This window comes from Pseudomonas sp. Root329 (assembly GCF_001424925.1).
GTDB lineage: Bacteria > Pseudomonadota > Gammaproteobacteria > Pseudomonadales > Pseudomonadaceae > Aquipseudomonas > Aquipseudomonas arabinosi.
Window position 1 is genome coordinate 75,969 of record NZ_LMCV01000002.1, and the last position, 13,339, is coordinate 89,307.

At 60.3% G+C, this 13,339-nt stretch carries 16 protein-coding genes; all 16 read left to right on the forward strand.

The genetic code is table 11. The features are described from left to right. Positions 1 to 215 precede the first annotated feature (215 nt). The 16 genes from ASC74_RS03265 (at position 216) to ASC74_RS03340 (ending at position 13,335) form a co-directional block, all read left to right on the forward strand. A complete protein-coding gene (locus tag ASC74_RS03265; RefSeq protein ID WP_056739181.1) occupies positions 216 to 563 on the forward strand; it encodes a phage holin family protein in 348 nt (115 codons plus the stop codon). A gap of 135 nt (positions 564 to 698) precedes the next feature. Next, positions 699 to 1,283 carry a phage tail terminator protein gene (locus tag ASC74_RS03270; protein ID WP_056739715.1) on the forward strand — a complete coding sequence of 195 codons (585 nt, stop codon included), beginning with the start codon at positions 699 to 701 and terminating at the stop codon, positions 1,281 to 1,283. Continuing rightward, positions 1,280 to 1,462, forward strand: coding sequence for a DUF2635 domain-containing protein (locus ASC74_RS03275; protein ID WP_003198311.1), 183 nt, complete (start codon positions 1,280 to 1,282; stop codon positions 1,460 to 1,462). Before ASC74_RS03270 ends, ASC74_RS03275 begins: the two co-directional genes overlap by 4 nt. Then, positions 1,462 to 2,958 carry a phage tail sheath subtilisin-like domain-containing protein gene (locus ASC74_RS03280; RefSeq protein WP_056739183.1) on the forward strand — a complete coding sequence of 499 codons (1,497 nt, stop codon included), beginning with the start codon at positions 1,462 to 1,464 and terminating at the stop codon, positions 2,956 to 2,958. The genes ASC74_RS03275 and ASC74_RS03280 overlap by 1 nt, the downstream gene beginning before the upstream one ends. A 67-nt stretch (positions 2,959 to 3,025) precedes the next feature. After that, complete coding sequence (locus ASC74_RS03285) at positions 3,026 to 3,373, forward strand: phage tail tube protein (RefSeq protein WP_056739184.1); 348 nt, start codon at positions 3,026 to 3,028, stop codon at positions 3,371 to 3,373. Continuing rightward, positions 3,370 to 3,666 (forward strand): phage tail assembly protein, encoded by a 297-nt coding sequence (locus ASC74_RS03290; RefSeq protein WP_046054588.1) that lies wholly within the window; start codon positions 3,370 to 3,372, stop codon positions 3,664 to 3,666. The genes ASC74_RS03285 and ASC74_RS03290 overlap by 4 nt, the downstream gene beginning before the upstream one ends. A 130-nt stretch (positions 3,667 to 3,796) precedes the next feature. Beyond that, entirely contained in the window at positions 3,797 to 5,572 is a 1,776-nt protein-coding gene (locus tag ASC74_RS03295; RefSeq protein ID WP_082555752.1) for a hypothetical protein, read from the forward strand. Then, complete coding sequence (locus ASC74_RS03300; protein WP_056739186.1) at positions 5,559 to 6,797, forward strand: DNA circularization protein; 1,239 nt, start codon at positions 5,559 to 5,561, stop codon at positions 6,795 to 6,797. The genes ASC74_RS03295 and ASC74_RS03300 overlap by 14 nt, the downstream gene beginning before the upstream one ends. A gap of 3 nt (positions 6,798 to 6,800) precedes the next feature. After that, entirely contained in the window at positions 6,801 to 7,844 is a 1,044-nt protein-coding gene (locus ASC74_RS03305) for a phage baseplate assembly protein (protein ID WP_056739188.1), read from the forward strand. Between the two features lie 143 nt (positions 7,845 to 7,987). Next, positions 7,988 to 8,497 carry a phage baseplate assembly protein V gene (locus tag ASC74_RS03310; RefSeq protein WP_056739190.1) on the forward strand — a complete coding sequence of 170 codons (510 nt, stop codon included), beginning with the start codon at positions 7,988 to 7,990 and terminating at the stop codon, positions 8,495 to 8,497. Then, positions 8,497 to 8,895 (forward strand): phage GP46 family protein, encoded by a 399-nt coding sequence (locus ASC74_RS03315; RefSeq protein WP_056739192.1) that lies wholly within the window; start codon positions 8,497 to 8,499, stop codon positions 8,893 to 8,895. Before ASC74_RS03310 ends, ASC74_RS03315 begins: the two co-directional genes overlap by 1 nt. After that, positions 8,885 to 9,928, forward strand: coding sequence for a baseplate J/gp47 family protein (locus ASC74_RS03320; RefSeq protein ID WP_056739194.1), 1,044 nt, complete (start codon positions 8,885 to 8,887; stop codon positions 9,926 to 9,928). The genes ASC74_RS03315 and ASC74_RS03320 overlap by 11 nt, the downstream gene beginning before the upstream one ends. Then, positions 9,916 to 10,515, forward strand: coding sequence for a YmfQ family protein (locus ASC74_RS03325; RefSeq protein WP_056739196.1), 600 nt, complete (start codon positions 9,916 to 9,918; stop codon positions 10,513 to 10,515). The genes ASC74_RS03320 and ASC74_RS03325 overlap by 13 nt, the downstream gene beginning before the upstream one ends. A gap of 11 nt (positions 10,516 to 10,526) precedes the next feature. Beyond that, positions 10,527 to 11,675: a hypothetical protein gene (locus ASC74_RS03330; RefSeq protein ID WP_056739198.1), complete on the forward strand. Its 1,149-nt coding sequence runs from the start codon at positions 10,527 to 10,529 to the stop codon at positions 11,673 to 11,675. After that, positions 11,672 to 12,187, forward strand: a complete 516-nt coding sequence (locus ASC74_RS03335; RefSeq protein ID WP_056739200.1) for a hypothetical protein — start codon at positions 11,672 to 11,674, stop codon at positions 12,185 to 12,187. The genes ASC74_RS03330 and ASC74_RS03335 overlap by 4 nt, the downstream gene beginning before the upstream one ends. A gap of 125 nt (positions 12,188 to 12,312) precedes the next feature. Beyond that, positions 12,313 to 13,335, forward strand: coding sequence for a hypothetical protein (locus ASC74_RS03340; protein WP_056739203.1), 1,023 nt, complete (start codon positions 12,313 to 12,315; stop codon positions 13,333 to 13,335). Positions 13,336 to 13,339 lie beyond the last annotated feature (4 nt).

The window sequence follows — 13,339 nt, forward strand, 5'->3', positions numbered from 1 at the left end:
AGTTATCCGGCGGGCAGGGACCGCGGTCGGAAAAACAATATGAATCGATCCGTACCGCGCCAGTAGCGCCGAAAGATCAACGTGAAGGACCGCATTACTGAAAAGCCCGGCCAATGCCGGGCTTTTTGGAATGCCTACCTACCGTCAGGCACCTCAAGAGACACCGTTTGAAAGACACACACATCACTCATCAATCACCCCCCAGGAGGCGTGACATGACAAACGAGCAACAAGCGTTGCTGGACATGCCGATCTGGCTCGTCATCGTCCTCGCCCTGGTGGGCGGGGTGTCCGGCGAAATGTGGCGCGCCGACAAGGAGGGCGCCCGCGGCTGGTCATTGCTGCGGCGCCTGGCCTTGCGATCCGGGGCCTGCATGGTCTGCGGGGTCTCGGCCATCATGCTGCTGTATGCCGCTGGCGTGTCGATCTGGACGGCTTGCGCGTTCGGTTGCCTTACGGCGATGGCCGGGGCAGACGTTGCCATTGGCCTTTATGAACGTTGGGCGGCCAAGCGGATTGGCGTTTGCGAAGTGCCGCCGCGAGATACCCGCCAGGACCACTGAACAAAAAAGCCCAATGGAATGGCGAGCAGCGGTGCCGACCAGCATCCGACCCGCAAGGACGCGGGTTTCCCAAGGCCAGTACCTTTCACTCAAACCCGCCAACCAGCGGGTTTTTTATTGCCCGGTGAAAACACCATGAAGATCACCCCCCTGATTACCCAACTGCGTGATCACTGCCCAACCCTCGACAATCGCGTGGCTGCCGGCATCGACCTCGAAACGCTGCAAGCCAGTACCCCGCTTTCAACTCCTTGCGCTTACGTGGTGCCGATTGCCGATCTGGCGGGCGCAAACGCGGCGCAAAACGCTACGCGGCAGACCATTCGCGACCGCTTCGAAGTGACCCTGGTGCTTGACACCACCGACGCTACAAAAGCGCTGGATCTGTTGCACGACCTGCGGGCCGAACTGTGGCGGGCGCTGGTGGGTTTCAAGCCCGGGGGTGATTACGACGCCATCGCCTATGACGGCGGCGAACGGGTTTCCATCAACAGCAACCGCGTGCTGTATCGCCTGCGCTTTTTTGCCGAGTTCCAGCTCGGCCGCAATCTGCCTGGTCAGCCTGCGGAGAGCTGGCACGAACGTGAACTGGACGGTTTGTCGTCCTTTACCGGGGTCACCGTGCGGGTCGATGCGATCGATCCGGCGGACCCCAATCTGAAACGCCCAGGCCCCGACGGACGCTTGGAACTGACTTTCTCTGGAGACGTAACCCCATGAGCAAACGCATCACCGTGCTGCCGGCCCCAGGCCGTGCCGTGCCCGACCCGGAAGCGGGCGATCTGTTGCCCCTCGAGGGCCGTGAAGTGCCGGACAACGCCTGGTGGCGTCGACGTCTGGCCGATGGCGATATCACTACCAAAGCCGTGAAAGCGGCAAAACCACAGGGAGCCAAATAATGGCGATCGGATTCAGCAACATCCCCGCGGACATTCGTGTTCCGCTGTTCTACGCAGAAATGGACAACTCGGCCGCCAATAGCGCGTCGTCGGCCATGCGCCGTTTGATCGTCGCTCAGGTCAACGACAACATTGCGCCGGCCGAGGTTGGCAAACTGGTGTTGGTGTCCAGCGTCGCGCTGGCCAAAAGCATTGGCGGCCAAGGCTCGATGCTCGCTTCGATGTATGAAACCTGGCGCAAGACCGACCCGATCGGCGAGATCTGGTGCCTGCCGCTGCACAACACCGAAGGCAGCATTGCCAAAGGCGTGTTGACCCTGACCGGCGCGGCCACACAAAGCGGCGTGCTCAACCTGTACGTGGGCGGCGTTCGTGTTCAAGCGGCCGTCGTCAACGGCGCCACGGCCGCTCAGGCGGCTACCGCGCTGGCGCTGAAAGTCAACGCCTCGGCAGATCTGCCGGTCAGCGCTGCAGCCGTAGAAGGCATCGTGACCCTGAGCGCCAAATGGACTGGCGACAGCGGTAACGACATCAGCCTGCAATTCAATCGCCTGGGCAAGAGCAACGGCGAAGAAACCCCAGCCGGCCTGACCGCAGCCATCACCGCCATGACCGGCGGTGCCGGTGTGCCGGATCAAGTCGCTGCCGTGGCGGCGCTGGGCGATGAACCGTTCGAGTTCATCTGCATGCCATTCTCGGACCTGTCGACCCTCAACACCTGGCAAGCCGTCATGGATGACAGCACCGGTCGTTGGTCCTGGGCCAAGCAATTGTTCGGTCATGTCTACAGCGCCAAGCGCGGCACCATTGGTACTCTGGTGGCGGCCGGCCAGGCGCGTAACGATCAGCACATGACCCTTCAGGCGCTGGAACCGGGCGTACCGCAACCGTTCTGGGTGCAAGCCGCTGCACTGGCTGCGCGCACCTCGGTGTTCATCTCCGCCGACGCCAGCCGTCCGACCCAAAGCGGCAGCCTGCCAGGTCTCGACCCTGCACCCGCCAGTGAGCGTTTCACCCTGACCGAGCGTCAGTCGCTGCTCAATTACGGGATCGCCACCGCGTACTACGAAGGCGGCTACGTGCGCATTCAGCGTTCGATCACCACCTATCAGAAGAACGCCTACGGCCAGGCAGACAATTCCTACCTGGACAGCGAAACCATGCACCAGTCGGCCTTCATCGTGCGTCGTCTGCAAAGCGTGATTACCAGCAAATACGGTCGCCACAAACTGGCCTCTGACGGCACCCGTTTCGGCGCCGGCCAGCCGATCGTGACCCCGAGCACTATTCGCGGCGAGCTGATTGCCCAGTACGCCAAGCTCGAACTGGAAGGCCACGTCGAAAACGCCGAGCTGTTTGCCGAGCACTTGATCGTCGAGCGCGACGTACAGGACCCGAGCCGGGTCAACGTGCTGTTCCCGCCGGATTACATCAACGGCCTGCGCGTGTTCGCGCTGCTCAACCAATTCCGTCTGCAGTACGACGACGCCGCTTAAAAACCGCGTTTGAACGTGTGATTTCAGCCCACCTCGCGTGGGCTTTTTATTTGAAGGGAGAAACACCATGGGTCAACTGATTGCGGGCACCTGCTACGTCAAAGTGGACGGCGCTCAACTGACCATCAACGGCGGCTGCGAAGCGCCCTTGTTGGCTGTGAAACGGGAAACCGTCGTACCGGGTTTCTACAAGGAAACCGACATCGCCCCGTCGTTCAAAGTGACGGCGCTGCACACCGCGGACTTCCCGCTCAAGCAACTGATCGCAGGCACCGACATGACCGTCACCTGCGAATTCAGCAACGGCAAAGTCTACGTACTGGCCGGCGCCTACCTGGTTGAAGAGCCCGTCTCCAAGGGCGACGACGCCACCATCGAACTGAAGTTCGAAGGCATCAAGGGGACCTGGCAATGACTGGCGCCGTGAAGCTTCAAGTTGCGATCGAAGCGCACGGCGAACCCTTGACCGAACTCAATCTGCGCCGCCCGACGGTGCAGGAAGTTCGAGCGATCAAGGCGCTGCCGTACAAGATCGACAAGAGCGAAGAAGTCAGCCTCGACATGGACGTCGCGGCCAAATACATCGCGGTGTGCGCCGGCATCCCGCCGTCGTCGGTCAACCAATTGGACCTGGCTGACCTCAACGCCCTGAGCTGGGCTGTCGCGAGTTTTTTCATGAGTGCGGCGTCGGAGCCATCACCGACCTGATTTCAGTCGCCTATGACCTGGCCTGGTTCTGGAAGGTTGACCCCGAACAGATGATGGCCAGGCCACTGGATGTGCTCCGCGAATCGCTGGAGCACGCGCAACGGATCAATGCGATGCAGCAGGTGCAGTGATGGCGAACTTACAACAAAGCATGAGCCTGACGAACATTCAGACCACGGTGAACATGTCCGTGGTCGTGATCAATGCCCAGAAGCTGGACACCCAGCTCAAGGGCATCAAGGCCAGGATCGGCGAATTCAAGAAAAGCATCGGGGACAGTCTTGGCACTCTCGATGCGGGCGCTTTCATCAGTGGGGGCGGGCTGCTGGAACCCTTCATCAGCGGCATCAAAAAGGCAATCAAGGCAGAGGATGAACTCGAGGACAAATCCAATAAGACCACGACGCTGAAAGCGCCTGAGGTGTCGCTCGGTCATACCGCGACCAACCTCAAGCAGTTCAACGATGCGGTCGACGGTATTTCCTTGAAAATGGGGCAGGCGCTGCTGCCGGCCGTCAACAGCGTGGTCACCGGCCTGATGCCGTTGATCACTGCCGTTGGCGAATTTGTCGCCAATAACCCTTCACTGGTCGAAGGGTTGGCGGCGGCAGCCGTGGCCTTCACGGTGGTTACCGCAGGGGCCATGGGGCTCGTTGCTGTGATGGGGTTGCTGACTTCCCCCATTGGCATCGTCGCGGCGGTGATTGCCCTGACTGCGGGTTTGATTGTGGCTTACTGGAAGCCGATATCGGGATTCTTCAAAGGTATCTGGCAAGCGATGCAAGGGGCGGCGGAGTCGACGTTTGCGGCGTTTCAGAGCCTGTTCAACTGGAAGCCGCTCGAGGCGCTGAAGGAGGCTTGGGCGCCGATCAGTGGCTTTTTCGGTTCGCTCTGGCAGGAAGTAAAAAACCTGTCCGCACCCATCGTCGATTTTTTCAAGACGCTGTTTTCCTGGCATCCGCTCGTCATCGTTGCCAGTAATTGGCAGCCGCTGGTGGGATTGTTTTCCGCGCTCTGGGATTTGCTCAGGGCTTTGGCAGTGCCGGTGATGAGCTTTTTCAAGAAGCTCTTTGACTGGAACGTGCTGGAAAAGGCCGCCCGTGCCTGGCAACCGTTGGTTGCGTTCTTTTCGGCGACCTGGGATGTGCTTCGTACGCTGGCCGCGTTGGCGGTCGATTTTCTCAATGGCCTGTTCGACTGGTCGCCGACGGAGATGTTTCATGCAGCCTGGGACCCAGTGAGCAATTACTTCTCGGGGATGTGGCGGAACCTGCAAGTGCTGGCTCAACCGGCGGTGGATTTTTTCAAAGGCCTGTTCGACTGGTCGCCGTCTGAAGTGTTTCGTGCAGCCTGGGACCCGGTGAGTAATTACTTCTCGGGAATGTGGCAGAACCTGCAAGTGCTGGCGCAACCGACAGTAGATTACTTCAAGGGACTCTTTGATTGGTCACCTCTGGACATGTTCAAGGCAGGTTGGGAGCCGGTCACCGAGTGGTTTTCCACTTGGTGGGGCAAGCTGCAAGACCTGCTCGCGCCGATCAAGGAAATGTTCAGCGGTGGCTTTGGCGGTTTCATTGCCAGTGTTACCGGTCAGGTCGAAGGCTTGACCGCGGCGCAACAGAAAACCAATGCCGAAGGCAAGGGCGAGCTCTCACCTGCGTTCTTTGGTGCCAGCAATGACGCGGCGCTGCTGCCGAACAACCTGGCGCAAGGCTCCAACGCCTTGGTGCAGCAAACCGCCGCCAACAGCCGCACACAACTCGAAGGCGGCCTGACCGTGCGCTTCGAAAATGCGCCGGCCGGGCTGCGCACCGATCAGCCACAAACCAATCAACCGGCGCTGGCGCTCAATTCGCGCATCGGCTATCGCTCGCTGTCTCTGGGAGGTTCCAATGAACTGGCGTGACCGTTTGTTGCCGGCATCCTTTCGCGGTGTCGGTTTTTGGGTCGATCAGGCGAAAACCCCGGTCGGCCACAAGGGCCAGTTGCACGAGTATCCACAACGCGATCAGCCGTTTTTCGAGGGCCTTGGCCAGCAGGCGAAGATCCATGATCTGACGGCATTCATTGTCGGCGCCGATTGCCTGGAGCAGCGCGACAAACTGCTCAAGGCGTTGGAGCTGGGCAATGGTGAGCTGGTCCACCCGTGGTTGGGGCGGATGCAAGTCAAGGTCGGTGAATGCGACATGACCCAGACCCGCCAGGACGGCGGGCTGGTGACCTTTGCCCTGAAGTTCTACCCCGATCAGCCGCTGCAATTTCCGACGGCCACGGTCAGCACGCAAAAGCTGCTGCTGTCATCGGCGGACACGCTGCTGGGCTCGGCGGTGGCGCGTTTCGAACAAGCCATGACCTTGATCAAGGCTGCGCGGATCGGCATCGCCAATCTGCGCAACAGCCTGACTGGGGTTTATGAAGTGATCCAGGAACAGCTCAAACCGTTGATCGAGGAGTACCGGCAGATCAGCGAGCTGGTCAAAGCGGTCAAGGAATTGCCCAAGGAAGTGGCGGCGGAATTCAAGGGATTGCTCGGCGATATCAAATCGCTCAAGGACTTCGCGAAGGAGGGCTATCGTGGCGTGATTGCCAACGTTTCCCAGCAGATCGAAGCCATCCGCAAGGCCGATGCACCGAAGCTCACCACCGGCAAGGACACCACGGCGGCGGCGCAAGCCATGGCCGATCTGGTGCAGGACACGCTGCTGGTGAAGGTGGCGCAATGGGTCGCTTCGATGCCTGTGGCGTCGACGCCGGTGAAACTGACCTCGCAGCCGTCGCTGGATCATCAGACGCTGCAGCCGGTCACCCGTCAGGAAGTGCCGGTCACCGACGATTTGCAATTGTTGCAAAAGGAGTTGAACGAAGCGATCCAATTGGCACTGAACAAGGCCAGCCCCGCGCACTATCAAGCCATTAACGATCTGAAGCAGAAATTGAATGCGCACCTCAAGGCGGTGGCATCGTCCGGCGTGCGGCTGGTCAGTAAATCTTTTCAGGAGAGCCTGCCTGCCGTCGTCGTGGCCTATCGTCAATTTGCCGATGCCACGCGGGTTACGGAGGTGACTCAGCGCAACGGTGTTGCCCATCCGGGGTTCCTGCCGCCGAACGATGTGAAAGTCTCCGGGGAGTGAACCATGAACGACATGGATAACCGGGTCACTCTGACCGTCGGCGGCCTGGAATACGGTGGCTGGAAAAGCGTGGAAATCACTGCGGATCTGGAGCGCCAGTTCCGCACCTTTAAACTCAACATCACCTGGCAATGGCCGGGGCAGACCGTGGACAAACGTATCCAGCCCGGTGACGCCTGTGAAGTGCGCATCGGCCAGGATCTGGTGTTGACCGGGTATGTGTTCAAGGCCCCGATCAGTTATGACGGGCGGCAGATCAGCCTGAACATCGAAGGCAGTTCCTGCACCCAGGATCTGGTGGATTGCGCCGCGACCAACCGACCGAACCAATGGCATGAGCAATCGCTGTTGAGCATCGTCGAAGCGTTGGCGATCACCTACAAGGTTTTTGTGGTCAGCGAAATTCCCGAGACCGCCCGGCTCAGCAGTCACACCATAGTGCCGGGGGAAACGGTGTTTCAATCCATCGACCGTTTGCTGACATTGTTCCGGGTATTTTCTACCGATGATGCCCAGGGCCGGCTGGTGCTGGCCCGGCCCGGCAGTGGTGGCCGGGCCAGCGATGCGCTGGAGTTGGGCAAGAATATTCTGTCGGCCAACGCGCCAATGGATTACAGCCAGGTGTTCTCCGAATACCGGGTAATCGGTCAGCACAAGGGCACGGACAAGAAGAGCGGGGCAGCGGTCAGCGAGGTTGAATCGGTGTCCGCCGACCTGAGCTACAAACGTCGACGGGTCACGGTGATCAACGAAGGCATGCAGATCAATCCCGATCTCGCCTTGCAACGGGCCAACTGGGAAAGCGCCACCCGAGTGGGCAAGGCCAAAGCCACCACCTATCAGGTGCAGGGCTGGCGACAATCCAACGGCGATCTGTGGCGTCACAACACGCTGGTGCGGGTCAAGGATCCGGTGCTGGGGGTCGATGACGACATGCTGATCTCGAAGGTGACCTACTCGCTGTCGGCGCAAGGTTCGGTCACCACCCTGCAAGTCGCACCGCCGCATACCTTTGACGCCAATCCCGAGCCTCCCAAAAAGGCCTGAGCCCGGCACCTGAACCTGTGGGAGCGAGCCTGCTCGCGATGGCAGCTTCATATCCAACATCGAGCTGAATGACCCGCCGCCATCGCGAGCAGGCTCGCTCCCACAGTGGATCGTGTCCGGGCCAATTCTCTGAAGGAAACCTAATGAGCCTACTGACACGCCTCCTGGCGCGCGGCACTGTCGTGCTCGCCAACTCGGCTACCAAGCTGCAATCGCTGCAAATGCGCCTCACCGCTGGCGAAGTGAACGACGACATGGAGCACTTCGAACCCTACGGTTTCACCAGCAATCCATTGGCCGGAGCCGAAGGGATCGCCACATTCCTGGGTGGTGACCGCTCCCACGCCATCGTCCTGGTGGTCGCCGACCGCCGCTATCGACTCAAGGCCCTGGCCCAGGGCGAAGTGGCGATCTACACCGACGAAGGCGACAGGATTCACTTCAAACGCGGGCGGATTATCGACATCCAGACCGCGACCCTGAACATCCGCGCCAGCACCGCCGTAAACATCGACACACCGTCCCTGACCCAGACCGGCAAGATCGTCTCGCAAGGCGATCAGATTGCCGCTGGCATCAGCCAGATCAAACACGTGCACGTCGGCGTGCAGGCGGGCAACGGCCAGACCGGCGTGCCGGCGGGAGGCCAGTGATGTTTATCAGCCAAAACCTCCACGCCGCACTGACCCGTTCGGTGCTGATCAGCCTGTTCACCTGGCGCCGCGCCGCCGATGACGATGCCCTCGATGACGAAGAACGTTTCGGCTGGTGGGGCGACACTTTTCCTACGGTCGCGGACGACCGTATCGGCTCACGCCTGTGGCTGTTGCGCCGGGTCAAGCTGACCCGACAGACCCAGATGGACGCCGAGTTCTATGCCCGCGAAGCCTTGCAATGGCTGATCGACGACGGCCATTGCAGCGCCATCGACATCATCAGCGAACGCCTCGACGCCCAGCGCCTGAACCTGCGCACGATCCTGACCCTGGCCGATGGCGAGCGCCTGGACATCAACCCTGATAACAGTTGGCAGGTGATCTATGCCGTTTGAAACCCCTTCGCTGCCGGTGCTGATCAAGCGCACCCAAAGCGACCTGGCCAGTGATTCGCTGCGCCAGTCCGATGCGCAAGTGCTGGCCCGTACCCTCGGTGGCGCCGCCTATGGCCTGTATGGCTATCTGAACTGGATCGCCGAGCAGATCCTCCCGGACAGGGCCGATGAGTCGACCTTGGAACGGATCGCCGCACTGCGTCTGAACCAGCCGCGCAAAGCCGCACAATCGGCCAGTGGCAGCGTCAGCTTTACCGCCAGCGCTGGCGCTGTGCTGGACGTCGATACGCTGCTGCAATCGAACGACGGTCGGATTTACAAAGTCACTTCCGCGCGCACCACCAGCAATGGCTTGAACAGCACCACCATCGCCGCGCTCGACGCCGGCAGCATGGGCAATGCCGACGCGGGCATGAGCCTTATTCCGGCGCAGCCGATCCAGGGCATCGCTGGCAACAGCTTCACGGTGCTGGCGCCGGGACTGATTGGCGGGGTCGCCCGGGAAAGCCTTGAGTCACTGCGCTCCCGGGTGATCAGTTCCTACCGCATCATCCCTCACGGCGGTTCGGCGCAAGACTACGAAACCTGGGCGCTCGAATGCCCTGGTGTGACCCGTGCCTGGTGTCGCGGCACCTACGCGAACCTGGGCATCGTCAACCTGTACATCATGCGCGACGACGATCCACAACCTGTGCCGAATGCCGCGCAACTGGCTGAAGTCCAGGCACACATCGAACCGCTGCGGCCGGTCACGGCGGAGCTGCACGTACTGCCGCCGATGCAAGTGCCCGTTACCTACAGACTGACCCTGACCCCCGATACCACCGCCGTGCGGGCCGCCGTCGAAGCGCAATTGCGTGACTTGCACAATCGCGAAGCCGGTCTGGGCGACAGCTTGTTGATCAGCCACATCCGCGAAGCGATCAGCAGCGCCACAGGTGAAAGCGACCACACACTGACCGCGCCCACCGCCAACGTCGACGCTGCCGTTAACCAATTGCTGACCTTCGGAGGTTGCGTATGGGGGGGCTAAGAACCGCCGCGCAATACCATGCGCAACTGCGCAGCCTGCTGCCCAGTGGCCCGGCCTGGGACCCCGAGCGAGTACCGGAACTGGAAGAAGTGCTCGAAGGCATCGCCCAGGAATTGTCCCGCCTCGACGCCCGTGCCGCTGACCTGCTCAACGAAATGGACCCGGCTGGCGTCAGCGAGCTGGTGCCGGATTGGGAACGGGTGATGAACCTGCCGGATCCGTGCCTGGGCGCCACCCCTCTGTTCGACGACCGCCGCCTCGCCGTACGCCGGCGACTGCTCGCTGTTGGCAGCCAGGCCATCAGCTACTACGTCGAGATCGCCAAGAGTCAGGGTTACCCGAACGCCACCATCACCGAACTTGAAGTCCCGCGAATGGGACGGGCCCGGTTTGGCCAGGCGCACTTCGGAACATGGCAGGCGCATTTCATGTGGACGCTCAACACCGGTGGCCGCCTGCTGCTGGGCCGGCGTTTTGGTGCGAGTTACTGGGGAGAGCGCTTCGGCGTGAATCCGGGCTCCGCGCTGGAATGCCTGATCCACCGCAGCACACCGGCGCATACCACGGTGCACATCAATTATGACTAGGGAGTAGAGGGATGGATTATCCGAAGAGTGTGCCCAGCGCCGGGTTGGTGAATGGGAAGTTTGTGGATGAGAACCCGTTGACCGGGACGCCGGGGTCGTTGATTCCTGCGGCTTGGGGGAACAGCGTGACGCAGGAAATCGTGAACGTCATCAAGGCTGGGGATTTGACCCCGGATGAGACGAAGTTCGATCAATTGCTGCAAGCCATTCAGAGTGTTTCGGCGAAAGGCTGGAATCTGGATTCTGCTTTGCCGATTGGGTCGTTGCCGCCGCCGACGGTGGCCACGGCTGATGGGCGTTTGCTGGTGACTCCGAGTGCTCTGGCGACCATGGGAGGGAAGGTGTCGGTTCCGGCGGGGGTGTTGATCAGCATCGGCCAGGAAGTGGTGGCGGGGCAACTGGGCAGGACTCGTACGTTCACGACCCAGGCCTGGAGTACGGATCTATCGCCCAGCACCTGGTATTTCCTGAGGGTACAGGTGGTGGCCGGTGTTTTGAAGTTCTATGCCCAGCGCGGGAGTCTTAATGACGTCGCGCCTGCTTCCTTGAAAGGCACACCGGATGCTTTAGCGGGTGGTGGCTTTCAGTCGACCCCATTGGATATGTGCGTCGCCTGGATCATTACCGGCGCCCCGGGAACCGTGCCGTCGGTGTTTGGGATCTACAACAGATCACGGCTCTCATGGTCCCAGACGGTCAACGGGACAGGCGTCGTTTACTTGCCACTTGATCCCCATGCGCGTTCGGCGCGGCTGATCGTCGGGAACCCCTCGCCATCGCCGACGGACATTTCCGGAGTCTCGTTCGCATCAGCAGGCTGGGTTGGGGGGAACTACTGTTTTCTCTCGCCGGCGCTCACCACCAGTTCCAACCACGACGCTGGTTGGACGTCTCCGATACCGTGCACGATCTTTACCAATAACTATGTCAACGATGTAACGGTAACGACCTTGACCGCCAGTTTTGATCATTCGCAGTTACGCTCGTTATGGCAGTCGTATCAGGCCGAACACATGCTCGGTTCGACCAGTGCCGTGAGCGATGAATTGCTGTTCAGCATGGGCATCAAGAATCATCCCGTGGCTGAGTATGCGTCGGGCATCGCAGTCAACTTCAGTGCGGCGGTCAATATCAGTTTTTCCTGGGAGTTGATTCGATGAACGTTATTCAAGAGCTTCATCAATTTGAGGACGGACTTCGTCCTGCCCAACCTTCTCCAGCCCATGGTTGGGACGGTGACAAATGGATAGTGGATGTTTCGGTAGTGGCGATGCTGGAGCAACAGGAAGCCGAGCGTCTGTGCGCGAGGGTCGATGCGGCCGCAGACAGCGTACGAAAGGCCTTGGCTGGCGACCCGCTACGCGCCATTGAATACGCACACACCGCCGCCGATGCCCAGGCCTTCATTGCTGAAGGCTATCCGAAAAAAGCGGTGCCACTGTCGGTGTCCGCCTGGGTCATCAAGGGTCGAACCGCCAGACAGGCGGCCGATCAGATCATTGCCAAGGCCACTCAATTCAATGAGAGTCTGCTGACACTTCGAACCCTTCGGTTGAAGGCTAAAGAACAAGTCAAAGCGCAAATCGCCAAAGGCAAAACCGATCTCGCCAATCAAGTCAGTAATGAGGCGATTGCCGCTATCCGTAAGGTGGTGAGCGACCTGGCTGGCTAGTTCATTCGAAATATCCGCTGTACCCAACGCCCACTCATCCATGGGCGTTTTTTTTTGTTCAAACACGACTTGCTGCGCTGTTGTGCCAATAGCCATGCAGGGCTTTATTACAGGGAAAACAAACAATGGATTATCCAAAAAGCATCCCCAGTGTCGGACTGGTCAATGGACGGTTTGTCGATGAAAATCCGGTAGCCGGTTCGCCTGGGTCGTTGATTCCGGCGGTGTGGGGCAATGCCGTTACGCAGGAGATTTTGAATGTGGTGGCTGGCGCCGGGATGGCGCCGTTGGAAGCGGACACGGGGCAGTTGTTGAAGGCGATCCAGGCGATTATCGGTGTGAGCATGCCGATGCGTTCGGTGGTGACCCGGCTAGCGGCATCGAAGCTGCTGGCGCCGGAAGAGCTCGGTCTGGTGCTGATTGATGCAAACCCTGGGGCCACCACCGTTACCCTGCCAGTGGCCAACACCGGTTTGGGGATTCGTGATGTGATCGTGCGACGGGTGGATAACACTGCTAATCGGTTGGTCGTTCGCTGTTCGGACACAGATTCCATCAAGTTTCACACCCATCTGAGAGCGGGTGGCTATCCGTTTTTGGTGTTGATGGGGGCGGGCGATTGGTGGCATCTGCGCAGTGATGCCTCGGGTAACTGGTGGCCTGTGGGGCGGTATGACGGTACGACGCTGGGACGGGCAGTTTTTGAGACCTCTACGACGGTGATGCCGGGTGGATATGGTTTGCTCAATGGATATCTGTTCAATCGTTCCGAGTGGCCGTGGGTTTGGGATCACGCGCAGGCATCGGGGATGCTCACCACCGAAGCGTTGCGCGCGGGTAAGGAGGGTATGTGGACCTCGGGCGACGGCGCCACGACCTTCCGTAGCCCAGAGGCCCGTGGTGAGTTTGTGCGGGTTCTTGATGAGTCGCGTACGGTAGATGCAAACCGTGCGGCGGGTAGCTGGCAGGCCGGCCAAATCGAGTCTCACAACCACTCAACGCCGGGTGCCGGTTCCTTCGGCACACAGATGATGGGCGGCGGCTCCAACAACTACTCACTTTGGCAAGCCGGTGCTACCGGATTTTCCGGCGGATCAGAGACTCGCGGACGCAACATCGCCTATCCCGGCCGTATCAAACTTATCTGAGGTG

What these genes read in the sequence shown, in the direction of transcription:
- ASC74_RS03265 (WP_056739181.1), top strand. Translation starts at nt 216, where the DNA reads ATGACAAACGAGCAACAAGCGTTGCTGGACATGCCGATCTGGCTCGTC.
- ASC74_RS03270 (WP_056739715.1), top strand. Translation starts at nt 699, where the DNA reads ATGAAGATCACCCCCCTGATTACCCAACTGCGTGATCACTGCCCAACC.
- ASC74_RS03275 (WP_003198311.1), top strand. Translation starts at nt 1,280, where the DNA reads ATGAGCAAACGCATCACCGTGCTGCCGGCCCCAGGCCGTGCCGTGCCC.
- ASC74_RS03280 (WP_056739183.1), top strand. Translation starts at nt 1,462, where the DNA reads ATGGCGATCGGATTCAGCAACATCCCCGCGGACATTCGTGTTCCGCTG.
- ASC74_RS03285 (WP_056739184.1), top strand. Translation starts at nt 3,026, where the DNA reads ATGGGTCAACTGATTGCGGGCACCTGCTACGTCAAAGTGGACGGCGCT.
- ASC74_RS03290 (WP_046054588.1), top strand. Translation starts at nt 3,370, where the DNA reads ATGACTGGCGCCGTGAAGCTTCAAGTTGCGATCGAAGCGCACGGCGAA.
- ASC74_RS03295 (WP_082555752.1), top strand. Translation starts at nt 3,797, where the DNA reads ATGGCGAACTTACAACAAAGCATGAGCCTGACGAACATTCAGACCACG.
- ASC74_RS03300 (WP_056739186.1), top strand. Translation starts at nt 5,559, where the DNA reads ATGAACTGGCGTGACCGTTTGTTGCCGGCATCCTTTCGCGGTGTCGGT.
- ASC74_RS03305 (WP_056739188.1), top strand. Translation starts at nt 6,801, where the DNA reads ATGAACGACATGGATAACCGGGTCACTCTGACCGTCGGCGGCCTGGAA.
- ASC74_RS03310 (WP_056739190.1), top strand. Translation starts at nt 7,988, where the DNA reads ATGAGCCTACTGACACGCCTCCTGGCGCGCGGCACTGTCGTGCTCGCC.
- ASC74_RS03315 (WP_056739192.1), top strand. Translation starts at nt 8,497, where the DNA reads ATGTTTATCAGCCAAAACCTCCACGCCGCACTGACCCGTTCGGTGCTG.
- ASC74_RS03320 (WP_056739194.1), top strand. Translation starts at nt 8,885, where the DNA reads ATGCCGTTTGAAACCCCTTCGCTGCCGGTGCTGATCAAGCGCACCCAA.
- ASC74_RS03325 (WP_056739196.1), top strand. Translation starts at nt 9,916, where the DNA reads ATGGGGGGGCTAAGAACCGCCGCGCAATACCATGCGCAACTGCGCAGC.
- ASC74_RS03330 (WP_056739198.1), top strand. Translation starts at nt 10,527, where the DNA reads ATGGATTATCCGAAGAGTGTGCCCAGCGCCGGGTTGGTGAATGGGAAG.
- ASC74_RS03335 (WP_056739200.1), top strand. Translation starts at nt 11,672, where the DNA reads ATGAACGTTATTCAAGAGCTTCATCAATTTGAGGACGGACTTCGTCCT.
- ASC74_RS03340 (WP_056739203.1), top strand. Translation starts at nt 12,313, where the DNA reads ATGGATTATCCAAAAAGCATCCCCAGTGTCGGACTGGTCAATGGACGG.